Genomic DNA, 24,179 nt, shown 5'->3' on the forward strand with positions numbered 1-24,179 from the left:
GGCCGCCCGGGCGCGGGGCCGGCAATTCGGAAGGTGGCACTCTGCAAGGGGGGTCATGGCCAAGGCTGGGTTGCGTCAATACGTCGCGCTGTGGCCGTGTGCCGTAAAGGTGCTGGCCAGGCCAGTAAGGGGAAAAGACGTCCCCGGCAAAACCGCTGGCGATCATGCACATAACTCTTTTCCTTGAGTGTTCTGGCTGTCTCCGGCCAGGGGATGGGCAGTTTCAGGCAAAACGCAGGCGGGTGATGGGTTCCACAGCGGTGGCCGGCTCGCGGGCGCTCGGCAGCAACTGGGCGAGTAGCGCGCGATGCACGCCGTCGGCGGCGGTTCTCGATTCCAGGTCGAGAAAATGCCCGCTGCCCTCGACCACCGCGAAGCTGCAATCGCGGACATAACGGCGGAACTGCTGGGCATCCTGCGCCGGGGTGTATTCGTCCCACGCGCCATTGATGAAATGCACATGGCTGTCGATCGCTGCCAGGCGCTGGACGAAGGTGCCCTGGTTGAGCCTGAGCGCCTGTTCGATATGAAAGCACACCTGGTGCCGCTCGGCGTCCACCAGGGTGGCCATGTGCAGCTGGTTGGCGACCTTCAGGCGCGGTGGCAGGTGCTTGCCCAGGGTGCCGTTGAGCAGGTGGCCGATCCCGCCGCTGTCCTGCCGCTCCAGCAAGGCCTGGGCGCCGCTTATGTAATCGAGCATCGGCGGGTTGAGGGTCGGGGTGAAGGACATCACCACCGAGCTTTCCACCGTATCCGGGTTGTGGGTCAGGGCCAGCAGGGTCGACAGGCCGCCCCAGGAGGTGGACACCACATGGTTGACCTTGAAGCGCTCGATCAGCGCCAGCAGGATCGCCACTTCGTCGTCCTTGGTCACCAGGCGCTGGTCCGGGTTGTGCGGCCGCGAGTTGCCGGAGAACGGCAGGTCGAACATCACCACATTGAAATGTTCGGCCAGGCAGCGGCTGGTGCGGGCGAAGGCGGTGGTGGTGGCCATGGCGCCGTTGACCAGCAACACCGTCTTGCGTTGCGGGTCGTTGCCCAATTGTTCGACATGCACACAGTAGTCGTTGAACGCTTTTTCGATCACACAATGGTTACGCCACATAGCACACCTCCATTTGTTGCTTTTGACGGGGCGAAAGAGTCCGCGGCAGCTGAGATCCAGCTGTCGTGCGCGGGATGTTTTTATAGTCGTGTGAGCGCTTTGAGCGATCGGCGCGGGTTGACAGCTGTCATCCCAAGGCCGTGGCAAGCGGGCAGCGTTCGACGTTCGGACGAGCGTCGGGTGCCGTTGGCAGTGGCGTGATTTTTAGCAAGGGCGGGGAGGGCTAACAACTACCAGATCTGGTAGGCAAAGACGCCTGGCGTTCTGCTGCCAGAGCGACTAGCGAGGTGATCGCCGGGATAAAAAAAACGCCGCGTATCGTCGTGGGATACGCGGCGTTCTTCATTGCCTTGCAACCTTAGGCTTGAACCACCGGAATCTTGGCGTTCGCAGCAGCCTCACGGAACTCGGCGATCTGGTCGAAGCTCAGGTAGCGGTACACGTCCGCTGCCATGCTGTCGATCTTGCCGGCGTATTCCATGTACTCCTCGACGGTCGGCAGGCGACCCAGGATGGACGCAACGGACGCCAGCTCGGCCGAAGCCAGGTAGACGTTCGCGCCGTCACCCAGACGGTTCGGGAAGTTACGGGTCGAAGTCGAAACCACGGTGGAGTTCGGCTCGACGCGGGCCTGGTTACCCATGCACAGCGAGCAGCCCGGCATTTCCATGCGCGCGCCAGCCTTGCCGTAGATGCCGTAGTAGCCTTCCTCGGTCAGCTGGTGAGCGTCCATCTTGGTCGGCGGCGACAGCCACAGGCGGGTTGGCAGCTGGCCCTTGACCTGATCCAGCAGCTTGCCGGCAGCACGGAAGTGGCCGATGTTGGTCATGCAGGAACCGATGAACACTTCGTCGATCTTCTCGCCAGCCACGCTGGAGAGCAGGCGAGCGTCGTCCGGGTCGTTCGGCGCGCAGAGCACAGGCTCCTTGACGTCGGCCAGGTCGATCTCGATGACTTCGGCGTATTCGGCGTCCTTGTCGGCTTCCAGCAGCTCAGGGTTGGCCAGCCAGGCTTCCATGGCTTGAGCGCGACGCTCCAGGGTACGGGCATCGCCGTAGCCTTCGCCGATCATCCAGCGCAGCAGGGTGATGTTCGACTGCAGGTATTCGGCGATCGACTCTTTGGACAGCTTGATGGTGCAACCGGCAGCCGAACGCTCGGCCGAGGCATCGGACAGTTCGAAGGCTTGCTCGACGGTCAGGGTTTCCAGACCTTCGATCTCCAGGATGCGGCCGGAGAAGGCGTTCTTCTTGCCTTTCTTCTCGACGGTCAGCAGGCCTTTCTGGATCGCGTAGTAAGGGATGGCGTGGACCAGGTCACGCAGGGTGACGCCAGGCTGCAGCTTGCCCTTGAAGCGGACCAGGATCGATTCCGGCATGTCCAGCGGCATGACGCCAGTGGCGGCGGCGAAGGCCACCAGGCCGGAACCGGCAGGGAACGAGATGCCGATCGGGAAACGGGTGTGGGAGTCGCCACCGGTGCCGACGGTATCCGGCAGCAGCATGCGGTTCAGCCAGCTGTGGATGATGCCGTCGCCCGGACGCAGGGATACGCCGCCACGGGTCATGATGAAGTCAGGCAGGGTGTGGTGGGTGGTGACGTCGATCGGCTTCGGATAGGCCGCGGTGTGGCAGAACGACTGCATCACCAGATCGGTAGAGAAGCCCAGGCAAGCCAGGTCCTTCAGTTCGTCACGGGTCATCGGGCCAGTGGTGTCCTGGGAGCCGACGGTGGTCATCTTCGGTTCGCAGTAGGTGCCTGGACGCACGCCTTTGACGCCGCACGCCTTGCCGACCATTTTCTGCGCCAGGGTGAAGCCCTTGGTGCTTTCGGCCGGAGCTTCCGGCTTCTTGAACAGGTCCGAAGGTGGCAGGCCCAGTTCGGCGCGTGCCTTCTCGGTCAGGCCACGGCCGATGATCAGCGGGATACGGCCGCCGGCACGGACTTCGTCGAGCAGGACCGGGGTCTTCATTTCGAAGGTGGCCAGGACTTCGTCGCTGTTGTGCTTGGTGACTTTACCGGCGTGCGGGTACAGGTCGATCACGTCGCCCATGTTCATCTTCGACACATCGAATTCGATCGGCAGGGCGCCGGCGTCTTCCATGGTGTTGTAGAAGATCGGTGCGATCTTGCTGCCGAAGCAGAAGCCGCCCGCGCGCTTGTTCGGCACGTAAGGAACGTCGTCGCCGAAGAACCACAGTACGGAGTTGGTCGCCGATTTACGGGACGAACCGGTACCGACCACGTCGCCGACGTAGGCGATCGGGAAGCCGTCGTTGCGCATCTGCTCGATCTGTTTCATCGGGCCGATGGCGCCTTGCTGGTCCGGAACGATGCCGTCACGGGCCATTTTCAGCATGGCCAGGGCGTGCAGCGGGATGTCAGGACGGGACCAGGCATCCGGGGCAGGGGACAGGTCGTCGGTGTTGGTTTCGCCAGGCACCTTGAACACACGCAGGCTGATCTTGTCGGCCAGTACCGGGCGGTTCTTGAACCACTCGCCGTCGGCCCAGGATTGCAGTACGGCTTGGGCGTGAACGTTGCCGTTCTTGGCTTTTTCCGCGACGTCGTGGAAGGCATCGAACATCAGCAGGGTGTGCTTGAGCTGTGCGGCCGCGACCGGAGCCAGCTCGGCGTCGTCCAGCAGCTCGACCAGGGTCACGATGTTGTAGCCGCCCTGCATGGTGCCCAGCAGTTCAACGGCGCGCTTCTTGTCCAGCAGAGGGGATTGGGCTTCGCCTTTGGCCAGCGCGGAGAGGAAACCGGCCTTTACATAGGCGGCTTCGTCGACTCCTGGCGGAACGCGATGGGTGATCAGGTCAACGAGGAAGGCTTCTTCGCCAGCGGGGGGATTCTTCAGCAGCTCGACCAGGCCTGCAGTTTGTTCGGCGTTTAGCGGCTGGGGAACGATACCCAGGGCTGCACGCTCTTCGATATGTTTGCGGTAGGCTTCAAGCACAGTATTACCCTCATCAGTGGTCCCAAATGGGTGTCCGGGACGCTCATCCCGAAATTGCCGTACTCATGCGCTGCGTGACGTTGTGGGTCGCTTAGCCAGAATTGCCGACAATTCCTTACAGAAGCTGCTTTCAAAGTTTTACGCCTGCAGAACGGGAGCTGATGAGGGTTGGCGCTGGGCTTTCCCCGCTGGAAAGACCCATCGCCAACACCGCTCTGAAGGAACGACTGTGCTCGTGACGCTTTGAAAACAGCTTCTAACGGACATTGGCGCCTAAAAAGGCTGGCTGATTCTACGGCAAAAAAAAATTAAAGGTAAGACAGGGTCTATTGGACTTTGGTGGCGGCCGCGACGGATGCCCGCTTGGTGCAGGGCAAGGCGCGAGCAACGCAGCCCTGCACCAAGCGGGCCCCGTCCCTTCGGGTTGCGTGCCAACGTGCGCGAGGCTGCGGCGCGGGATTTGCCAAGGGAACGACCATTGGCGGCATCCCGTGCCTTGCCTCGCACACGTTGGCCCAGCAACGCGGCTCGCCACCAAAGTCCAATAGACCCTGAGGCCCCTGAAGCTTGAGGGGTGATCAATGTCAGACAAAGGGCTAACATGCGGGCCTGTTTCGCTTTTTTCCGCCAATTGCCTACTTATGCCCAATCAGACGATCAAGACCCCCTGCGTCGGCCTCTGCTCCACTGTCTACGGTGACCTGGTGTGCCGTGGCTGCAAGCGTTTCCACCATGAAGTGATCCACTGGAACGGCTACAACGAGGAAGAAAAGCGCGCGGTGTGGCTGCGTCTCGAGCAATTGCTGGTGCAGGTGATGGCGGCCAAGCTGGAAGTCTTCGATCCCCAGCGGCTGCGCGAGCAACTGGAGCAGCGCAAGATCCGCTTCGTGCCGCACCAGTCGGAATATTGCTGGGCCTATCAGCTGATCGCCCGCGGGGCGCGGGTGATCAACCAGCTGGAAGCCTATGGGATGGTGTTGCTGCCGGAGTTTCGCGACTGGGAACTGCCGGAATTGCGCGATGCCATCGATCGGGAGTTTTTCCTCCTGTCGGAGGCCCACTACCAGCGTTATATCGCCCCGGGGTTTCTCAAGGACGCCTTTGGCGCCTGACCATTAAAAGCATCGCGGGCAGGCGGCGATCCGACTTGCCCGCGATAGCGTTCTCTCTGCTAACCCATCATTCAATGCTTGCTGGCCACCTCTTCCAGGTGGTCCATGATCACCTCCGGCTTGAGCACCAGCACGTCGCTTTCCAGGGCATCGAGCACCACTTCCGCGGTGTTGCCGATCAGCGCCCCGGAAATCCCGGTGCGCGCCACGGTGCCGATGATGGTCAGCGCTGCCTGCAATTCATGGGCGGTGTGCGGGATCAGCACGTCCGCCGGGCCTTCTTCTATATGCAGGTGGGTATCGTCGATGTCGAATTCGGCCTGGAACGCCTTGCACTGCTCGCGGTAGCGCGCCTCGATGGTTTCCTTGAGCTGGAACACCGGGTCGGACGCCGACAGCATGGGCGACGGATGGGCGCTGATCACATGCAGCTGCGCCTTGGCCAGGCTGGCGATGTCGAAACCATGGTCGATGATGCTGGCATGCAGGGTGCGGTGCTCGCCATCCGTATTGCCGACGTCGATGGCCGCCAGGATTACGCCGCCGGTCCAGGGCTTGGCGGTTTTCACCAGCAGCACCGGGCTTGGGCAGTAGCGCAGCAGTTTCCAGTCGGCGGGGGTGAGCAGGGCCTTTTTCAGCGGGTTGTCGGCAAAGTGCTGCTTGATCACCAGGCCACAGCCTTCGGCCTGCTGCACGTCGATGATGGTGCCGTGCAGGCTGTCGTTCCAGGCCTGCTCGGTGGTCACGCTGTAGCCCTCGCTGAGCAGGCTGCTCTTGAGCACGCTCAACAGCGCCGAATGCTCGTGCTTCTTGTCGCACACCAGCAGGTGCAGATGGGCCTGGGTCACCCCGGCGATCAGCTTGGCGCGCTTGAGCGCGAGGCTTTCGGAATGCTCGGGCTCGATGACCACCAGGATGCTGCGGATGGCTTGCATGGTCGGGATCTCCAGAGAGGGATGAAGGCTACGTTGCACAACTATAGTTGCTGCGCGTCGCCGTGGCTGTTGACGCACATCAAGCGCCGCGGCTGGTGGTCTGCGACGCGGCCGGTATAATCGGCGCCCTTCGCCGTGAACCCTTATGCCGTGAGCCCCATGTTATCTATCCCTGAAGTCGCCACCGTCCTGCCTTGCGAGCACCTTCTCCAAAAGGACAAACGGCCATGAACCTGCCGGAAATCCATGAGTTCCTCGGCTGCCGCACGCCGGATGCCTGGGTCCGAGCGGCCCTGGCGGATCAGGAAACCCTGCTGATCGACCACAAGAACTGCGAATTCAAGGCGGCCAGCACGGCCCTGAGCCTGATCGCCAAGTACCACTCCCATGTCGACCTGATCAACATGATGTCGCGCCTGGCCCGGGAAGAGCTGGTGCACCACGAACAGGTCATGCGCCTGATGAAGCGGCGCAAGATCGAACTGCGCCAGCTGTCGGCCGGGCGTTATGCCTCGGGCCTGCGCAAGGTGGTGCGCAGCCACGAACCGGTGAAGCTGGTGGATACCCTGGTGGTCGGCGCCTTTATCGAGGCCCGCAGCTGCGAGCGTTTCGAGGCGCTGGTGCCGCACCTGGACGAAGAACTGGGCAAGTTCTACTTCGGCCTGCTGAAAAGCGAGGCCCGGCACTTCCAGGGTTACCTGAAGCTGGCCTATCAGTACGGCGACGCCAAGGATATCGCCCAGGTGATCGAGAAGGTGCGCGCCGCCGAGCGCGAACTGATCGAGTCGCCGGACGTCGAGTTCCGTTTCCACAGCGGCGTGCCTGCTCTGTAAAGGATGAAAATCCTAGGTGTTGGAAACTGCGGGCAAATTGTAAAAAACTCTTAAAAGCATGAAACATCACTGAAAACCGGCCATCTTGGCCGGTTTTTGCTGTCTGCCCTGGTCTCAGATTTATCCGATGCCGCCTATAATGCGCGCCCCAATTGTGCGCACTCAGACTGGTATTTATGGATAACCCGGGTCTTGGCAAAGTATTGCTGGTGGAAGATGACGAGAAGCTCGCCGGGCTGATCGCGCACTTCCTGTCCCAACACGGTTTCGAGGTCCTGACGGTACATCGTGGCGATGTGGCGCTGGCGGCCTTTCTCGAGTTCCAGCCGAAAATCGTCGTCCTCGACCTGATGCTGCCGGGCCAGAGCGGCCTGCATGTGTGCCGGGAAATCCGCAACGTGGCGGACACGCCCATCGTCATTCTCACCGCCAAGGAAGACGACCTGGACCATATCCTGGGCCTGGAGTCCGGCGCCGACGACTATGTGATCAAGCCAATCAAGCCGCCGGTGCTGCTGGCCCGCCTGCGCGCCCTGCAACGGCGCCAGTTGCCGGAGCCGACGGTGCGCGGCGCGCTGGAATTCGGCCGCCTGACCCTCGACCGCAGTTGCCGCGAAGTGCGCCTGGCCGGCGAGTCGATCGAGCTGACCACCATGGAGTTCGAGCTGCTGTGGCTGCTGGCCAGTTCGGCGGGCAAGATCCTCTCCCGCGACGACATCCTCAACCGCATGCGCGGCATCGCCTTCGACGGCCTCAACCGCAGCGTCGATGTCTACATCAGCAAGCTGCGCGGCAAACTCCAGGACAACCCCCGCGAGCCGGTGTGCATCAAGACCATCTGGGGCAAGGGCTATCTGTTCAATCCGTTCGCGTGGGAGCTCTAGATGCTGCGGCTGTTCCTGGGGTTGTACATTGTTCTGGCCATAGGTTTTGCCGGGGCGATCACCGCGGTCGATCACATCTTCACGGCCATCCTCGAAGACCCGCTGGAAGCCTATAACCGCGATGCGGTGCGTGGGCCGGCCTATAGCCTGGTGGAACAGTTGCGGCCGTTCGATAGCGCCGAGCGCGAACGGCAATTGCAGGCGTTGCAGCCGCACTACGGCTTGCAGTTGCGCCTGGTGAACGCCGATGCGCTGGGCCTGAGTGCCCGGGAACAGGCCTTGCTGGCATCCAACCAGTTGGTGGTGCGGCAAGCGTTCACCGAGTTTATCGCCAGCATCGACCAAGGCCGGCAATTGCTCAGCATCAAGTTGCCGGAAGAGCCCTCGCTGACCCGCTTCTACACCACCGCCGCCTATTTTCTCCTCGCTACGCTGGTGGGCATTGTCCTGTATTTCTGGGTGCGCCCGCACTGGCGCGATCTGGAGCAACTGCGGCTGGCGGCCGAACGATTCGGCGACAACGACCTGAGTACGCGCCTGCACCTGTCGCGGCGCTCGAACATTCGCGAGCTGGCCGAGCACTTCAACCGCATGGCCAGCCGCATCGAAGGCCTGATCGCCAATCAGCGCGAGCTGACCAACGCGGTGTCCCATGAGCTGCGCACGCCCATCGCCCGCCTGTCGTTCGAGCTCGACCAGCTCAAGCAGTCCGATCCGAAACACAACCGCGAGCTGATCGCCGACATGTACGCCGACCTTGGCGAGCTGGAGGAAATGGTCTCCGAACTACTGACCTATGCCAGCCTGGAACACGGCGCCACGGTGATCAACCGCGAGACTATCCAGGCCCACAGCTGGCTCGACAGCGTGGTCGGCAGTGTCGCCCTGGAGGCGGAAGCGGCGGGGGTGCAGATCCTGATCCGCGCCTGCGAGGTCGAGTGCATCAGTATCGAGCCGCGGTTCATGGCGCGGGCGGTGATCAACCTGCTGCGTAATGCCATTCGCTACGCCGAGCGGCGCGTCGAGGTGTCCCTGGTGCGGGTCGGGCAGGGTTATGAAGTCCAGGTCAACGACGACGGCCCGGGCGTGCCGGTGGAAGGACGCAAGAAAATCTTCGAGCCGTTCTCCCGGCTCGACGCCAGCCGCGACCGCCGCACCGGCGGTTTCGGCCTCGGCCTGGCGCTGGTACGGCGGGTGTCGCAGTCCCACGGCGGCCAGGTCGAGGTGACGGATTCGCAGTGGGGCGGCGCGTCGTTTCGCATGACCTGGGCTCAGGTCGAGTAACTCAGGCACCTCGGCGCGTGCCCGCGATAGCGTCAGGACGACCAACACCGCTTAAAAGTTGTACTCCAGCGTGGTCGCCAACGACGTCTGCAGCCGCCGCTCGACAATCGGGCTGTCCGCCGCTTCCCGGCCCAGGTACTGCAGCGCCAGCACCGTCGATACGTTCATCTGTTCACTGACCGGCACTGTCCAGGTCAGGTCGCCGCCACGGCTGAGAAAACCACCCTTGGGACGATAGGTGCCGAAGCGGGTCCTGCCAGCCTGGGCCGCGCTGACGCCATACCAGGTGCGCAGGTAGTCTCCATCGCCGAACTGGCTGTTGAGGCTGCCCTCGAGGCGGCCGTAGCGGCCTTCATACAGCGTGCTGCCAATGCTCAGTTGCAGGTGGTTGTAGGCCGAGCCGGTGTCCGGGTCGTCATTTTTCTTCAGCGCGTGCTGCAGCGTGGCCCCGAGCTCCACGGCGCCCAGGGTGTAGCCCAGGTGGGCGCCGAACTGCGCGCGGGACTTGATCGAGCCCATGTCGGCCAGATGGTCCGAGCCCTTGTAGCCGCTCTTGCGATCCTTGCGTGCCGCGCTGGGGCCGACCCAGGTACTGAACGCCAGGTCGCCCCATTCATTGCCCCAGCCAAGGCCCTGTTCGGTATTGAGGAACACCCCGTAGGGGCTGACGATTGCGCCGCCCAGGATCGGCGCGACGCTGCGTTCGTCGCTGCCGCTGTAGCGCGGCAGGCTGGCGGCGCCGGCTTGCAGTTGGTACTGCCAGTCCGCGGCGTAGAGCGGGCCGCTGGACGTCAGCAGGCACAGCGAAGCCAGAGGCAGCGCAGCAAGGGACAGGCACAAGGTTTTCGGACGGATCGAGGTCTTCATCGGCGGCTAGAAACTCAGCAGGGTGTGGGAATGGTCGTTGGGAGTGGAATAGGAGCTGCCCAGGCCATCGCGCGCTCGCTTGGCAGCCTTGCTCGCCGGGGCGACAGGGGCCGGTTCGGCGCGCAGGGCGGTCTCGGGTGGCGTGGCGATTTCAGGCGGCGGTTCGACGCTGGGCGTCGGGGCCGTGGGCGGCGTGCCCTGGCAGCTGAGGCCACCGAGCAGCACACCGATGAAGAGCGTGAAGAACCGACCGTACATGACGCACCCGTGGGGAAATGGATGCGTTCATGCTAGGGATGCGGGTGCGGGCAATCTTTGGCAGCTTTGTCGGAAAACTGTCAAAGACTGTGAATGCCCGGCGCTTAGCGTTCCAGGTCCAGGCGCTCATGCCACTGAGCGATGGATTCCTCGGGGTAGTGGGCGAATTGCAGGTCGTGGGGATGCCAGTCGATTTCCACCCAGGGCGCCCTGGAGTCGAGCATCAGGTGGGTATGTTCCGGCGGTATTGGCAACGGCGTGTCGATGGCCGAGGCGAAGGGATGGATCAGCTCCGGCCATTGCGGGCTGAACAGCCACAACCCGGAGCCGCAGCGGGCGCAGAAATGCCGTTCTGCGCTGCTGCGCCGGGCGCGTTTGCCGGGTTCCCTGAGCAGCGCGTGGTAGATCGTGATGTGCTGGCGGCCGCGGACTTTCAGGCTGGCGGCATCGCCGCCGAGGTTGATCGCATACCCACCGCCGCCCTGGGTCTTGCGGCAGATCGAGCAGTAGCAACGTTGATAAGGGTAGGGATGGGCGCTGTTCAGGCTGAAGTGGACAGCGCCGCAATGGCAGGAACCTTCGAGTTGCATGACGACCTCCGACGATCCATGGGCTATGACCGTCAGCCTAGTCGTTGTCGGCTGGAGCGTTCGCCATGGGCATTGGTCGCGCCGAGTTGACCCTGTAGCTGCTTCAGGCTTTTTACTGTCGACTCCCTATATCAGGAGTGATCGACATGAGCTTTTTCGAACGTTTGCTGGGCGGTCATCGGGGCCGTGGGCATGGCGGTTATCAGGGTGGGCATCACGGTGATGGGCATGGCAGCGGGCATGGCCGGCGCGCAGGTGGCGCAGCGCCGGCAGCGGGCGGCCCGCTGTGTCCGGACTGCGGGGCGAACAACGTGGCCAGGGCGCGTTTTTGCCAGCAATGCGGGACTTCGCTGCAACCCGCCGCGTGCCGCCAGTGCGGCAGCACGCTGGCCTCCGGCGCGCGGTTTTGCGCGCAGTGTGGCGGGGCGGCGGGCTGAGGCCGGTTACAGCGTCAGGTGGTAGCGGACCTGGGTCGCATCGTCCGGATCGATGGCGCGACTGAAGCCCAGGGTCGCCGCCAGCTCGCGCATACGGTGATTGGCCGGGCAATCCAGGGAGTACATCTGCTTGAAGCCCTGGTCCTTGGCCCGGGCGATCAAATGGCGCATGAGCAAGGCGTCCAGGCCCTGGTGCTGCCACTCGTCAGCCACGGTGACGGCGAATTCGCAGGTGTCCGCGTCCGCGCCGATCGTGGCGTAGCGGCTGATGCCGATTTCCCGCAGCGAGCCGTTGTCGTGGACCAGCGCCACGTAAGCCGCGCGCTCGCAGCCATCGACGTCCATCAGCTGGCTGAGCAGGGCCTCGCCGACTTCCTTGACTTCCCCGAGGAACCGGTGGTGCCGGGTGGTCGGCGAGAGGTTCTCGATAAAGGCCTTTTCGCGGTCGCGGTCTTCGGCGCGCAACGGGCGGATCAGCACCGGGCTGCCGTCGTTGAGGGCGTCTATCCAGTGTTCGCCCTTCTGCTGAGCGAAGGCGGCCAGGGCTGGCGTGTGGATGGCGGTGCTGGTCATGGGCAAGTCTCCGTGAAGGTGCAGAGGATTGCCTGAACATTCACATCTGTCAGGCGCCGGGCCCTTGATTCAGGTCAACGGGCGGCGGTGTCGCGGAGGGTTTTGCGCCAGGAGGCAGATTGGCCGCGAACCATCAGGCCTTGGGCATCAAGGTGGCGATCAGCGCCCGCACGGTGCCGGGCAGGGCCTCCAGTTCGCGGACGATGATGCTGCGTTCGCGCACCGCCCAGGCCTCGTCGAGTTTCACCGTCACCAGCTGCATGGTGTGGCTGTGCCGGATGGCGGCCGACTCGGGAATGATGCCGATACCGACGCCGGCCTCGACCATGCGGCACACCGCTTCGAAGCTCGACACCTGGATCCGCAGCGACAGTTGCTTGCCGGTGCGCTCCACGTGTTCGCGCAAAAAACTCAGCAAGGTGCTGCCTTCGTGCAGGCCGATGTGCTGGTAGGCCAGGGTCTGCTCCAGGGTCACCGCCCGCTGCGTCGCCAGCGGGTGGTCGACCGGCAGGATCAGCACCAGGTGGTCGGTGCTGAAGTGCAGGACCTGCAGGCCGCTGGCTTCCACCGGGCCGGCGATGATGCCCATGTCGGCGGTGCCGTCGAGCACGCCACGCACGATGTCCCGGGACAGGCGCTCCTGCAGGTCCACCGTGACCCCCGGGCGTTTCGACAGAAAGCCGGCGAGGATCTCCGGCAGGAATTCGGTCACCGCCGTGGTGTTGGCGAAGATGCGCATATGCCCGGTGGAATCGCCGCCGTATTGGGTGAACTCGCTTTTCAAGTAGTCCACCTGGCGCATGATCAGCCGCGCATGCTGTAACAGGCGCTCGCCCGCCGGGGTGACTTCGACGCCGCGACTGTCGCGGTACAGCAGGCGGGTCTCGAGCTGGCTTTCCAGGGCCTTGATCCGCGCGCTGGCCGCCGCCGGCGACAGAAAGGCGCGCTTGGCGCCCTGGGTCAGGCTTGGCGATTCGGCGATATGGATAAACAGGCGCAGGTCGGCCAGATCGAAATGCATGGGCGGCTCCTGGGGGGGATGAGGGGTAAAGCGGCGTTCAGCATAACCGAACGCCGGTTTATTGAAATGCAAATTCTCAGAACGCACAGCGGCTTGCATGATCGGGCTCACCACCACTGCAACAGGATCCGACCCGATGAGCGTGACCGACCCCAGCGCCTGGATAGGCCGAAGCCAGCAAGCCCGAGACCTGCTCAGCGACAACCTGCTCAAGCGCATCGCCGCGACCTTTGGCGAACCCGTGCCGGCCCATGGCGAGGCCTTGCCGCCGCTGTGGCAATGGTGCTTTTTCCAGGAGCCGCTGGCCGAAAGCGCCCTGGGCGGCGACGGCCATCCGGCCCGTGGCGGCTTCCTGCCGCCGGCGGCCAATCGCAACCGCATGTGGGCCGGTGGCCGGCTGGAGTTCCTCGAGCCGTTGCGCGCCGGTTTCGCCGCGGACTGTGTGTCGACCATCAGCCATGTCGAGGAAAAGACCGGGCGCACCGGCGCGCTGCTGTTCGTCACGGTGCGCCATGAGTATTCCCAGGACGGGCGCCTGGCGATTCGCGAAGAGCAGGACATCGTCTACCGTGAGCCGACCCCGCCCAAGCAAGCCAGCGGCGAGCCACTGATCCAGGGCGACTGGCGCGAACCCGTCGAACCCAGCCCGACCTTGTTGTTCCGCTACAGCGCCGTGACCTTCAACGGCCATCGCATCCACTACGACTTTCCCTACGTCACCGAGACCGAAGGTTATCCGGGGCTGGTGGTGCACGGCCCGTTGATCGCCACCCTCAGCCTGCGGGCGTTCTGCCGTGCCCATCCCGGAGCCAGGTTGCGGCGCTTCGCCTATCGCGGCCTGCGGCCGTTGATTGCGCCGCAGCCGTTCGAGGTCGGCGGGCGCATCGTCCGCCCCGGCGTTGCCGAACTCTGGGCCGGCAACGACGCCGGCCTGGCCCAGCGCGGCGAAGTGCTGTTCGACCCGATCCCACAACAATAGCCACAGGCGGAGAGCCGTTCGATGAACCCCAACAGCAATGAAGAATTGAATGCCATCCGTGAAGGCGTGCGGGCCCTGTGCGCGGACTTTCCCGCCGAATACTGGCGCCGGATCGACGAGAAAAAGGGCTTCCCGCAAGCCTTTGTCAAAGCCATGACAGAAGCCGGCTGGCTCTCGGCGATGATCCCCGAGCAGTACGGCGGTTCGGGCCTGGGCCTGGCCGAAGCCTCGGTGATCCTCGAAGAAGTGAACCGCTGCGGCGGCAACTCCGGCACCGTGCACGGGCAGATGTACAACATGTTCACCCTGCTGCGGCACGGCAGCGAGGCGCAAAAAAGCTACTACCTGCCCAAGCTCGCCAGCGGCGAACTGCGCCTGCAATCGATGGGCGTCACCGAGCCCACCACCGGCACCGACACCACCAAGATCAAGACCACCGCCGTACGCAAGGGTGACAAGTACGTGATCAACGGGCAGAAGGTGTGGATCTCGCGCATCCAGCATTCCGACCTGATGATCCTGCTGGCGCGCACCACGCCGCTGGCCGAGGTCAAGAAAAAATCCGAAGGCATGTCGATCTTCCTGGTCGACCTGCGCGAGGCCATCGGCCACGGCCTGACCGTGCAGCCGATCGCCAACATGGTCAACCACGAGACCAACGAGCTGTTCTTCGACAACCTGGAGATCCCCGCCGACAGCCTGATCGGTGAGGAAGGCAAGGGGTTCCGCTACATCCTCGACGGCCTCAACGCCGAACGCACCCTGATCGCCGCCGAGTGCATCGGCGATGGCCGCTGGTTTATCGAGAAGGCCAGCCAGTACGCCCGCGACCGCGTGGTGTTCGGCCGGCCGATCGGGCAGAACCAGGGCGTGCAGTTCCCCATCGCCGAAGCCCATATCGAGATCGAGGCCGCCGATCTGATGCGCTGGCGCGCCTGCGAGGAATATGACAGCGGCCTGAACGCCGGAGCCAGCGCCAACATGGCCAAGTACCTGGCGGCCAAGGCTTCGTGGGAGGCGGCCAACGCCTGCCTGCAGACCCACGGCGGTTTCGGCTTCGCCAATGAGTACGACGTCGAGCGCAAATTCCGCGAGACCCGCCTGTACCAGGTGGCGCCGATCTCCACCAACCTGATCCTGTCCTATGTGGCCGAGCACCTGCTCGAACTGCCGCGCAGTTTCTGAGGAACCGAGCATGAGCCATACCCAAGCCTTGGCCGGGTTCCTTGCCGGCCTGAGTTACCAGCAGCTACCCGACAGCGTGCTGGCGCGCACCGAGGAGCTGTTCCTCGACTGGCTCGGCTCCGCCCTGGCCAGCCAGGGCGCGCATCCGATTCCGTTGTTCGAGCGTTACGCCCGGCATATGGGGCCGGCCGATGGCCCGGCGCGGATCCTGGTCAACGGTCGCGGCAGCTCGGCCTATTTCGCCGCCCTGGTGAACGCCGCGTCCTCCCATCTGGTGGAGCAGGACGACCTGCACAACAGCTCGGTGTTGCACCCGGCCACCGTGGTGTTCCCGGCGGCCCTGGCGGCGGCCCAGGACCTGGGCAAGTCCGGTCGCGAGCTGCTGTTGGCGGCGGTGGCCGGTTACGAGGCGGGGATTCGCATCGGCGAGTTCATGGGCCGTTCCCATTACCGGATCTTCCACACCACGGCCACCGTCGGCACCCTCGCCGCGGCGGTGGCGGTGGGCAAGCTGATGGACTTCGACCAGGCACAGTTCATCGACCTGCTGGGCAGCGCCGGAACCCAGGCCGCCGGGTTCTGGGAGTTTTTGCGCGACGCCGCGGACTCCAAGCAACTGCACACGGCCAAGGCCGCGGCCGACGGGCTGCTCGCCGCCTACCTGACCCGCGACGGGCTGACCGGCGCGCGCAATATTCTCGAAGGCGAGCAGGGCATGGCCGCGGGCATGTCCTGGGATGCCGAGCCGAGCAGGCTGTCCGATCGGCTCGGTTCGCGTTGGGCCTTGCTGGAAACCTCGTTCAAGCTCCACGCCGCCTGCCGCCATACCCACCCGGCCGCCGATGCCTTGCTGGCGCTGATGCAGCGCGAAGGCCTGAGCCACGGGCAGATCGCCCGGGTGGAAACCCGCGTGCACCAGGGTGCCATCGATGTGCTGGGGCGGGTGAGCGTGCCGCAGACCGTGCACCAGGCTAAGTTTTCCATGGGCACCGTGCTCGGCCTGATCGCCGTGCATGGCAAGGCCGGGCTGCCGGAGTTCCATGAGCTGGCGCTGAACGATCCGGCGGTGGCGGCGTTTCGCGACAAGGTGTCGATGGTCCTCGACCCCGAGGTCGACCGCGCCTACCCGCAACGCTGGCTTGGCCGGGTGCTGGTCACCACTGTCGACGGCCGCACCCTGCATGGCGTCATCGACGAGCCCAAGGGCGATCCGGGCAATGGCCTGTCGCGGGCGGAGCTTGCGGACAAGTTCCAGCGCCTGTTGCGCTTCTCCGGCGCCCGCACGGCGGAGCAGGGCGCGGCCCTGATCCGCCAGGCGTGGAACCTGCGCGACACCGCGCAACTGAACGAATTGCTCTGAACCAGCCCGAGGACGCCTTATGACAAGCACTACCGCACAACCCCGGCCGCTGGACGGCATCACCGTGGTCAGCCTGGAACACGCCATCGCCGCGCCGTTCTGTACCCGCCAACTGGCCGACCTGGGCGCCCGGGTGATCAAGGTCGAACGCCCTGGCAGCGGCGATTTTGCCCGTGGCTACGACGAGCGCGTGCGCGGCCTGGCCTCGCATTTCGTCTGGACCAACCGCTCCAAGGAAAGCCTGACCCTGGACCTCAAGCAGGACGCCGCCGGCGACATTCTTCAACGCCTGCTGGCCCAGGCCGACGTGCTGGTGCAGAACCTCGCGCCGGGCGCGGCGGCGCGCATGGGCCTGTCGTTCGAGGCGCTGCACGAACGTTTTCCGCGGCTGATCGTCTGCGACATTTCCGGTTATGGCGAGGGCGGCCCCTATGAGAAGAAAAAGGCCTACGACCTGCTGATCCAGAGCGAGGGCGGGTTCCTGTCGGTGACCGGCGGCCCGGGCGAGGAGCAACTGGCCAAGGCCGGCTGCTCGATCGCCGACATCGCCGCCGGCATGTACGCCTACAGCGGCATCCTCTCGGCGCTGTTGCTACGCGGCAGGACCGGGCAGGGCAGCCGCATCGACGTGAGCATGCTGGAAAGCCTGGTGGAGTGGATGGGCTACCCGATGTACTACGCCTTCGACGGCGCACCGCCACCGCCACGGGCTGGCGCGGCGCACTCGACCATCTACCCCTACGGGCCGTTTCCGGCGGGGGACGGCGGCACTGTGATGCTCGGCTTGCAGAACGAGCGCGAATGGGCGGCGTTCTGCGACAAGGTGCTGTTGCTACCGGAGCTGGCCGGCGACGAGCGCTTCTCGGCCAACTTCAAGCGTTCGGCCAATCGCGAGGCGCTGCGCCAGATCATTGTCGACAGCTTCGCCCGGCTGACGGTGGAGGAGGTGATCGAGCGGCTGGAGCAGGCGCAGATCGCCAGCGCCCGGGTCAACGACATGCAGGGCGTGTGGCAGCACCCGCAACTCAAGGCCCGCGACGGCTGGCGCGAGGTGGACAGCCCGGCCGGCAAGCTGCCGTCGTTGCTGCCGCCGGCGCGCAATGCCGCGTTCGAACCACGCATGGATGGCGTCCCGGCGCTGGGCCAGCACAGCGGCGCGATCCTCGCCGAACTGGGCCTGTCCACCGAGGCCATCGAACAGCTGCAGGCCAACGGCGTGATCTGAGATCCGCAGGCTTGCACGGCTTCTGTAGGAGCAGCCGGTCGACGCTCGATTGCTGGCGAAGAGGCCCTTGAGGTTTGCGTCGAATTCGCGGGCCTGCCGCGGGCAAGCATGCGCGGCCAATACATAGATAACCCGGTCCACGGACCCCACATCACTTACAAGGAATTCAACATGTCCAACCCTATTGTCCGCTCTGCCTTGTTCGTGCCGGGCAGCCGTCCCGAGCGTTTCGGCAAGGCCCTGGCCAGCGGCGCCGATGCGGTGATCGTCGATTTCGAGGACGCCGTGGAGGAGCCGCTCAAGCGCCAGGCCCGGGACAACCTCGAGCAGTTCCTGAACACCCAGCCCCAGGTCAGGCTGTGGGTGCGGGTCAATGCCCCGGAACATGCCGAGCATGCCGCCGACCTGGCGTTCTGCAAGCGTCACGCCGGGGTCGTCGGCATCCTGCTGCCCAAGGTCGAAAGCGCCGCCCAGGTGGCGACCGTGGCGGCCACCGGCAAGCAGATCTGGCCGATCATCGAAAGCGCGCGCGGGCTGTTGGCCCTGGCGGAGATCGCCCGGGCCGCGGCGGTGCAGCGCCTGTCTTTCGGCGGCCTGGACCTGGCGCTGGACCTCAACCTGTGCAGCGGTTCGGTGGCGGCGCAGTTCGCCCTGGACCAGGCGCGGCTGGCGCTGATCCTGCATTCGCGCGCCGCCGGGTTGGTCGCGCCGCTGGATGGCGTGCACCCGGCCATCGACGATCCGCAAGGTTTGCGCGGCTCCATCCGCCACGCCTACGAAATGGGCTTCGGCGGCGCCTTGTGCATCCACCCGAAACAGGTGCCGGTGATCCACCAGGCCCTGGCCCCCAGCGCCGAGGACCTGGCCTGGGCGCAACGGGTGGTGGACGCCGGCAGCCACGGCGCCGGCGCCTACCAGATCGACGGCCAGATGGTCGACGCGCCGGTGCTGCTGCGGGCCCAGCGCCTGCTGGCGCTGGCCTCCTAGGCGGCCCTGGGCTGTAGGGGCGGCCGGTCGACGCTCGATTGCTGGCGATTAGGGCCTTGAGGTTTGCGTCGGCCTTGAGGGCCTATCGCGGGCAAGTCGGATCGCCGCCCGCTCCTACAGAAGACGCGGTGGCGTTCGGTTGAGGCGAACGCAGGTGTCAAAAATTCAAAATTCTCAATACGCATGCCCTTAGGCACTCTGCGATCAACCACAACAATAAGAAGGTGAAGTCCATGTTCAAGCTCTCCCGGGCGTTGTTCTGTGCCGCCGCATTGCTGGGCGCCGGTCTTGCGCAGGCCGCCGACCCTATCGTGATCAAGTTCGCCCACGTGGTGGCGGAAAACACCCCCAAGGGCCAGGGCGCCCTGCTGTTCAAGACACTGGCCGAGGAGCGCCTGCCGGGCCGGGTCAAGGTCGAGGTGTACCCGAACTCCTCGCTGTTCGGCGACGGCAAGGAAATGGAGGCGCTGCTGCTGGGCGACGTGCAGTTGCTCGCGCCGTCCCTGGCCAAGTTCGAGCAGTACACCAAGAAGGTGCAGATCTACGACCTGCCATTCCTCTTCGACAACCTCGCCGCCGTCGACCGCTTCCAGCACGCCGAGGGCAAGCAACTGCTGACCGCCATGCAGGACAAGGGCATCCTCGGCCTGGCCTATTGGCACAACGGCCTCAAGCAGCTGTCGGCCAACAAGAAACTGGTGGAACCCAAGGACGCCCGCGGCCTGAAGTTCCGCGTGCAGGCCTCCAGCGTGCTGGAGGAGCAGTTCAAGGCGGTGCGCGCCAACCCGCGCAAGATGAGCTTCGCCGAGGTCTACCAGGGCCTGCAGACCGGCGTGGTCAATGGCACCGAGAACACCTGGTCGAACTATGAAAGCCAGAAGGTCCACGAGGTGCAGAAGTACTTCACCGAGACCGACCACGGCCTGATCGACTACATGGTGATCACCAACGCCAAGTTCTGGACCGGCCTGCCGCCGGATGTGCGCGGCGAGCTGGAAAAGATCATCGCCGAGGTCTCGGTGGAGGTGAACAAGCAGGCCGAAGCCCTGAACCAGACGTCCCGGCAGAAGATCATCGACGCCAAGACCAGCGAAATCGTCGCCCTGACCCCCGAGCAGCGTAACGAGTGGCGCGAAGCCATGCGCCCGGTGTGGAAGAAGTTCGAGGGCGATATCGGCGCCGACCTGATCCAGGCCGCCGAAGCTGCCAACCAGGCGCAATAACGACCTGCATCCCGGCCGCTGCGCTCGCAGCGGCCCATCGGCAGCCGTTATCGGGCTGCACTCCACTGGCACTTTCACGGAGAACCTCAATGCACAGGCTGAGGCGGTTCTGGGAACATTTTGAAGAGGCGTTCATCGCCTTCCTGCTGGCGGCCATGACGCTGGTGACTTTCGTCTACGTGGTGCTCAACAACCTGTACCCGCTGTTCTATGCCATCGGCGATGCCTGGGAAGGGGGCGGCGCGCTGTTCCTGGGGATCGGCGACGTCCTCATGGAGCTGGCCCAGGAGATGGTCTGGAGCGTGGCGCTGACCAAGGTGCTGTTTGGCTGGCTGATTTTCTTCGGCATTTCCTACGGCGTGCGGACCGCCGGCCACCTGGGGGTGGACGCGCTGGTCAAGCTGGCCTCGCGTCCGGCCCAGCGCCTGCTGGCGGTCATCGCCTGCCTGTGCTGCATGGTCTACGCCGGGCTGTTCATGGTCGCCAGCTTCAAGTGGCTGATGGCGCTGATCCAGGCCGGCATCGAAGCCGAGGACCTGGACCAGTTCGGCATTCACCTGTCGCATATCGCGATGATCGTGCCCTTCGGTTTTGCCCTGGTGCTGATCCGCTACCTGGAAATCATGTGGCGCATCCTCATGCGCGGGCAGATCAACCTGGGCCTGGCCGATGAGGCGGCCGAGGCCAGCAAGCTTGCCAGTCACCACGAGGATCAGCACTGATGGCCATTCTCTGTCTGTTTCTGATGCTGTTCGTCTTCATGTTCCTCGGCGTGCCGATCGCCATTTCCCTGGGGCTGGCCGGCGCCACGTCGATCCTGCTGTTCAGCCCGGACTCCCTGAGTTCCCTGGCGATCAAGCTGTTCGAAACCTCCGAAGCCTATACCTTGCTGGCGATCCCATTCTTCCTGCTGTCCGGGGCCTTCATGACCACCGGCGGCGTGGCGCAACGCCTGATCGATTTCGCCAACGCCTGCGTCGGGCACATTCGCGGCGGCCTGGCGATTGCCGCGGTGCTGGCGTGCATGCTGTTCGCCGCGCTGTCGGGTTCGTCGCCGGCAACGGTGGCGGCGGTGGGTTCGATTGCGGTGGCGGGCATGGTGCGTTCCGGCTACCCACGGGAGTTCGGCGCCGGGATCATCTGCAACGCCGGGACCCTGGGCATCCTGATTCCGCCGTCGATCGTGATGGTGGTGTACTCGGCGGCCACCGAAACCTCGGTGGGCAAGCTGTTCATGGCCGGGGTCGTTCCGGGGCTGCTGCTGGGCGTGATCCTGATGGTGGTGATCTACATCGTCGCGCGGATCAAGAAGCTCCCGGCGCAACCGCGGGTGTCGTTCCGCGAATGGCTGAGCACCGCGCGCCGGGCTTTCTGGGGCCTGCTGTTGCTGGTGATCATCCTCGGCGGCATCTACAGCGGCCTGTTCACCCCGACCGAGGCGGCGGCGGTGGCGGCGGTGTATTCGGCCTTCGTCGCGCTGTTCGTCTACAAGGACATGCGCCTGTGCGACTGTCCGAAAGTGCTGGTGGAGTCGGGCCGGCTGTCGATCATGCTGATGTTCATCATCGCCAACGCCATGCTCTTCGCCCATGTGCTGACCACCGAGCAGATCCCGCAGCAGATCACCACCTTCGTCATGGATGCCGGGCTGTCGCCCATTGGTTTCCTGCTGATGGTCAATGTGGTGCTGCTGGTGGCGGGCAGCTTCATGGAGCCCTCGGCCATCGTGCTGATCCTGGCGCCGATCTTCTTCCCGATTGCCATGGAGCTGGGCATCGACCCGATCCACCTGGGGATCGTCATGGTGGTCAACATGGAAATCGGCCTGGTGCATCCGCCGGTGGGCCTGAACCTGTTCGTCACCTCGGCGGTGACCGGCCTGAGCCTCGGGCAGACCATCCGCGCGGCGCTGCCGTGGCTGATGATCCTGCTGGCGTTCCTGATCCTGGTGACCTACGTGCCGTTCATTTCCCTGGCGCTGCCGAACTGGCTGGGGATGAACTGAAACGCTGATGCGCTGAGTGGGCGTACATGGTCTCTGTAGGAGCCAAGCTTGCTGGCGATGAGGCCCTTCAAGGCAATGCTGTTCTTGAGGTCGTCATCGCGGGCCAGCCGGGTCGCCGCCCGCTCGCTCCTACAGAGGCGCGTATGGCATGGCCCAATGGTTTGCAGGAAGCCGCCTGACAAAGGCTTGTCGCCCGTCGCCCGGCGGCGCAGCATGGACGCCTTCATTTCGGGGGCTTGGATATGCGACGTCTGCCTTCCCTGGCGGCATTACGGACTTTCGAGTGCGCGGCGCGGCATGCGCATTTCGGCCGGGCGGCGGCCGAGCTGTGCGTCACCGACAGCGCGGTGAGCCATCAGATCCGCCAGCTCGAGGAGCAACTCGGTGTGTCGTTGTTCGTCCGCGAGGGCCGGCAGATCCGCCCGACCCTGGCGGCCGGGCGGTTGATGCAGAGCCTGCAGCAGGCCTTCGAGCTGATTGGCGAGGCCTGCGACGAGTTGCGCGACCCGTCCTCCCTGGCGGTACTGCGCCTGGCGGTGACCGCCGAGCTGGCGCAGAAATGGCTGATGAGCCGGCTGGCGGACTTTTCCGCGCGTTACCCGCATATCACCCTGCATCTCTATGAACAGCCGATCGACGCCAGCGTGCCGGGCGAAGACATCGACCTGGCGATTACCTACGGCAGCGGCCCGCAGGACAGCAGCGCCTACTTCGTGCGGCCGTTGCCGACCCTGCAATTCTTCCCCGTGTGCAGCCCCGGGCTGTTCAACCAGGGCAACCTGAAAAGCCCGCGGGACCTGGCTCGCCATTGCCTGCTGCACGACGATCAGGACGGCAAGACCTGGACCGCCTGGCTGACCAGCCATGCCGGCGACCTGCGGCCGGCGCGCCAGCTGTATTTTGCTCACGCCGGGCTGGCGCTGGAAGCGGCGGCGCAAGGGCAGGGCGTGGCCATGGGCGACAATCTCACGGCCCAGGAAGACCTGCTCAATGGCCGGCTGGTTCGGCCCTTCAACGCCGCCAGCATGACCGCCCTGGGCCAATACGCCCTGGTCTGCGAGCGGGTGCGCCTGGAGCGGCCGGCGCTGCTGCAGTTGCTGGACTGGTTCAGCGATCAGTTGAGCGATTGATGAGTTGAATTCAACAGTCGCGCAATATTCATCGTTGGTGCCTTGACCCGGCGCGGCGCTAGTTTGGTGGCCATTCCCTAGCGCTGACGAGGTTTGCCCCCATGGCCCGATTGCTCGACACCACTCCCAAGCACGATGGTTTTCGCCTGCCCGGCGAATTCGAAGCCAAGGCCGGTTGTTGGCTCGGCTGGCCGGAGCGCACCGATGTCTGGCGCAACGGCGCCAAGCCGGCGCAGAAGGTCTGGGTGCAGGTCGTCACGGCGATTGCCCAGAGCGAACCGGTTACCGTCTGCGCTTCCGCCGCGCAGTTCGCCAATGCCCGCCGCCTGTTGCCGCCGCAGGTGCGGGTGGTGGAAATGACCTGCAACGACACCTGGTTTCGCGACAGCGGCCCGTGTTTCGTGGTCAACGACCAGAGTGGCGAGGTGCGTGGCGTCGACTTCGAGTTCAACGCCTACGGCGGCCTCGACGGCGGCCTGTATTACCCCTGGGACAAGGACGATCAGATCGCCAGCAAGATCCTCGAGATCGAAAATGTCGACCGCTATCGTGCGCCGCTGATCGCCGAGCTGGGCGGCATCCAGAGCGATGGCCAGGGCAGCATTCTCACCACCGAGCAGTGCCTGCTCAACCGCAATCGCAACCAGCACCTGGGCAAGGCCGAGGTCACCCGGCGCCTCACCGACTACCTGGGGGCGGAGCAGGTGATCTGGCTGCCACGGGGCTGCAAGTTCGACGAAACCGACGGCCATGTCGACGACCTGGCGTGCTTCGTGCGCCCTGGTGAAGTGGTGTTGCAATGGACCGACAACCGCGACGACCCGCAGTGGGAAATCTACCAGGAGGCCTACGACATCCTGCGCAGCACCCGCGACAGCCGTGGCCGCGAATTGATCGTGCACAAGCTGCCGCAGCCGGACGTGCTGGAATGGACCGCCGCCGAAGCCGAAGGCCTGGATCAGCTCGACAGCACCCACGAGCGCAAGGCCGGTACGCGGATCTGTGCCTCGTACATCAACTACTACGCCGGCAACAGCTCGATCGTGGTGCCGCTGTTCGGCGACCGTAACGATCCAACTGCGTTGGCCACCCTGGCCGAACTCTTCCCCCGGCACCGCATCGTCGGCATCGACAATTCGCGGGAAATCCTCCTCGGCGGCGGCAACGTCGCCTGCATCACCATGCCGCAATACGCGGCTGCCCGGCGCACCGGCGAAGAGGGCTGAA

The 24,179-nt window shown here is 64.7% G+C and carries 23 protein-coding genes; 15 read left to right on the plus strand and 8 right to left on the minus strand.

The features are described from left to right. Positions 1-223: 223 nt before the first annotated feature. Both H0I86_RS12855 and acnB read right to left on the minus strand, forming a co-directional pair. Positions 224-1,105, minus strand: a complete 882-nt coding sequence (locus H0I86_RS12855; protein ID WP_180925297.1) for an alpha/beta fold hydrolase — start codon at positions 1,103-1,105, stop codon at positions 224-226. A gap of 358 nt (positions 1,106-1,463) precedes the next feature. Beyond that, on the minus strand, positions 1,464-4,064 hold the full coding sequence (acnB, locus tag H0I86_RS12860) for a bifunctional aconitate hydratase 2/2-methylisocitrate dehydratase (protein ID WP_180925298.1): 2,601 nt from the start codon (positions 4,062-4,064) through the stop codon (positions 1,464-1,466). 641 nt (positions 4,065-4,705) lie between these two features. Between acnB and H0I86_RS12865 the strand changes: the two genes are divergently transcribed. Next, positions 4,706-5,176 (plus strand): DUF1289 domain-containing protein, encoded by a 471-nt coding sequence (locus tag H0I86_RS12865; RefSeq protein ID WP_025809403.1) that lies wholly within the window; start codon positions 4,706-4,708, stop codon positions 5,174-5,176. A gap of 71 nt (positions 5,177-5,247) precedes the next feature. Here H0I86_RS12865 and uspL read toward each other — a convergent pair whose 3' ends face one another. Continuing rightward, positions 5,248-6,111: a universal stress protein UspL gene (gene uspL, locus H0I86_RS12870; RefSeq protein WP_180925299.1), complete on the minus strand. Its 864-nt coding sequence runs from the start codon at positions 6,109-6,111 to the stop codon at positions 5,248-5,250. A gap of 227 nt (positions 6,112-6,338) precedes the next feature. Between uspL and H0I86_RS12875 the strand changes: the two genes are divergently transcribed. From H0I86_RS12875 to H0I86_RS12885, 3 genes are all read left to right on the plus strand, one after another. Then, the gene (locus H0I86_RS12875) at positions 6,339-6,944 is read left to right on the plus strand and encodes a MiaE family protein (RefSeq protein ID WP_110175138.1); all 606 of its coding nucleotides are present in this window, start codon (positions 6,339-6,341) and stop codon (positions 6,942-6,944) included. A gap of 176 nt (positions 6,945-7,120) precedes the next feature. Further along, positions 7,121-7,828 (plus strand): winged helix-turn-helix domain-containing protein, encoded by a 708-nt coding sequence (locus H0I86_RS12880; protein WP_180925300.1) that lies wholly within the window; start codon positions 7,121-7,123, stop codon positions 7,826-7,828. Continuing rightward, positions 7,829-9,112, plus strand: coding sequence for an ATP-binding protein (locus tag H0I86_RS12885; RefSeq protein ID WP_180925301.1), 1,284 nt, complete (start codon positions 7,829-7,831; stop codon positions 9,110-9,112). It begins immediately after the preceding gene. Positions 9,113-9,163: 51 nt separating this feature from the next. Here the strand turns inward: H0I86_RS12885 and H0I86_RS12890 are convergent, their stop codons facing one another. The 3 genes from H0I86_RS12890 to H0I86_RS12900 all read right to left on the minus strand — a co-directional run bounded on the left by H0I86_RS12890 (position 9,164) and on the right by H0I86_RS12900 (position 10,827). Then, positions 9,164-9,979 (minus strand): MipA/OmpV family protein, encoded by an 816-nt coding sequence (locus H0I86_RS12890; RefSeq protein WP_180925302.1) that lies wholly within the window; start codon positions 9,977-9,979, stop codon positions 9,164-9,166. 6 nt (positions 9,980-9,985) lie between these two features. Continuing rightward, entirely contained in the window at positions 9,986-10,237 is a 252-nt protein-coding gene (locus H0I86_RS12895; RefSeq protein WP_180925303.1) for a hypothetical protein, read from the minus strand. A gap of 104 nt (positions 10,238-10,341) precedes the next feature. Continuing rightward, on the minus strand, positions 10,342-10,827 hold the full coding sequence (locus H0I86_RS12900) for a GFA family protein (RefSeq protein ID WP_180925304.1): 486 nt from the start codon (positions 10,825-10,827) through the stop codon (positions 10,342-10,344). A 146-nt stretch (positions 10,828-10,973) separates the two neighbouring features. Between H0I86_RS12900 and H0I86_RS12905 the strand changes: the two genes are divergently transcribed. Further along, a complete protein-coding gene (locus H0I86_RS12905) occupies positions 10,974-11,264 on the plus strand; it encodes a double zinc ribbon domain-containing protein (protein ID WP_180925305.1) in 291 nt (96 codons plus the stop codon). A 6-nt stretch (positions 11,265-11,270) separates the two neighbouring features. Here the strand turns inward: H0I86_RS12905 and H0I86_RS12910 are convergent, their stop codons facing one another. Both H0I86_RS12910 and H0I86_RS12915 read right to left on the minus strand, forming a co-directional pair. After that, the gene (locus tag H0I86_RS12910) at positions 11,271-11,837 is read right to left on the minus strand and encodes a GNAT family N-acetyltransferase (protein WP_180925306.1); all 567 of its coding nucleotides are present in this window, start codon (positions 11,835-11,837) and stop codon (positions 11,271-11,273) included. A 133-nt stretch (positions 11,838-11,970) separates the two neighbouring features. Continuing rightward, positions 11,971-12,858: a LysR family transcriptional regulator gene (locus H0I86_RS12915; protein WP_180925307.1), complete on the minus strand. Its 888-nt coding sequence runs from the start codon at positions 12,856-12,858 to the stop codon at positions 11,971-11,973. 136 nt (positions 12,859-12,994) lie between these two features. Between H0I86_RS12915 and H0I86_RS12920 the strand changes: the two genes are divergently transcribed. From H0I86_RS12920 to aguA, 10 genes are all read left to right on the plus strand, one after another. Further along, positions 12,995-13,837, plus strand: a complete 843-nt coding sequence (locus tag H0I86_RS12920; RefSeq protein ID WP_180925308.1) for an HTD2 family dehydratase — start codon at positions 12,995-12,997, stop codon at positions 13,835-13,837. 21 nt (positions 13,838-13,858) lie between these two features. Beyond that, the gene (locus H0I86_RS12925; protein ID WP_180925309.1) at positions 13,859-15,022 is read left to right on the plus strand and encodes an acyl-CoA dehydrogenase family protein; all 1,164 of its coding nucleotides are present in this window, start codon (positions 13,859-13,861) and stop codon (positions 15,020-15,022) included. 10 nt (positions 15,023-15,032) lie between these two features. Continuing rightward, positions 15,033-16,382 carry an MmgE/PrpD family protein gene (locus H0I86_RS12930; RefSeq protein ID WP_180925310.1) on the plus strand — a complete coding sequence of 450 codons (1,350 nt, stop codon included), beginning with the start codon at positions 15,033-15,035 and terminating at the stop codon, positions 16,380-16,382. Positions 16,383-16,401: 19 nt separating this feature from the next. Continuing rightward, entirely contained in the window at positions 16,402-17,607 is a 1,206-nt protein-coding gene (locus tag H0I86_RS12935) for a CaiB/BaiF CoA transferase family protein (RefSeq protein ID WP_180925311.1), read from the plus strand. Between the two features lie 171 nt (positions 17,608-17,778). Further along, complete coding sequence (locus tag H0I86_RS12940) at positions 17,779-18,594, plus strand: HpcH/HpaI aldolase/citrate lyase family protein (protein WP_180925312.1); 816 nt, start codon at positions 17,779-17,781, stop codon at positions 18,592-18,594. Positions 18,595-18,827: 233 nt separating this feature from the next. After that, positions 18,828-19,817 carry a C4-dicarboxylate TRAP substrate-binding protein DctP gene (dctP, locus tag H0I86_RS12945; protein ID WP_180925313.1) on the plus strand — a complete coding sequence of 330 codons (990 nt, stop codon included), beginning with the start codon at positions 18,828-18,830 and terminating at the stop codon, positions 19,815-19,817. Between the two features lie 89 nt (positions 19,818-19,906). Then, positions 19,907-20,539, plus strand: a complete 633-nt coding sequence (locus H0I86_RS12950) for a TRAP transporter small permease (RefSeq protein ID WP_180925314.1) — start codon at positions 19,907-19,909, stop codon at positions 20,537-20,539. Further along, positions 20,539-21,822 carry a C4-dicarboxylate TRAP transporter large permease protein DctM gene (gene dctM, locus H0I86_RS12955; protein WP_180925315.1) on the plus strand — a complete coding sequence of 428 codons (1,284 nt, stop codon included), beginning with the start codon at positions 20,539-20,541 and terminating at the stop codon, positions 21,820-21,822. Before H0I86_RS12950 ends, dctM begins: the two co-directional genes overlap by 1 nt. A 242-nt stretch (positions 21,823-22,064) precedes the next feature. Further along, on the plus strand, positions 22,065-22,952 hold the full coding sequence (locus H0I86_RS12960) for a LysR substrate-binding domain-containing protein (protein ID WP_124310990.1): 888 nt from the start codon (positions 22,065-22,067) through the stop codon (positions 22,950-22,952). A 101-nt stretch (positions 22,953-23,053) separates the two neighbouring features. Then, positions 23,054-24,178 carry an agmatine deiminase gene (gene aguA / locus H0I86_RS12965; protein ID WP_180925316.1) on the plus strand — a complete coding sequence of 375 codons (1,125 nt, stop codon included), beginning with the start codon at positions 23,054-23,056 and terminating at the stop codon, positions 24,176-24,178. The last annotated feature ends 1 nt before the right edge of the window (position 24,179 follow it).

It is taken from the genome of Pseudomonas chlororaphis subsp. aurantiaca (assembly GCF_013466605.1).
Taxonomy (GTDB): domain Bacteria; phylum Pseudomonadota; class Gammaproteobacteria; order Pseudomonadales; family Pseudomonadaceae; genus Aquipseudomonas; species Aquipseudomonas chlororaphis_I.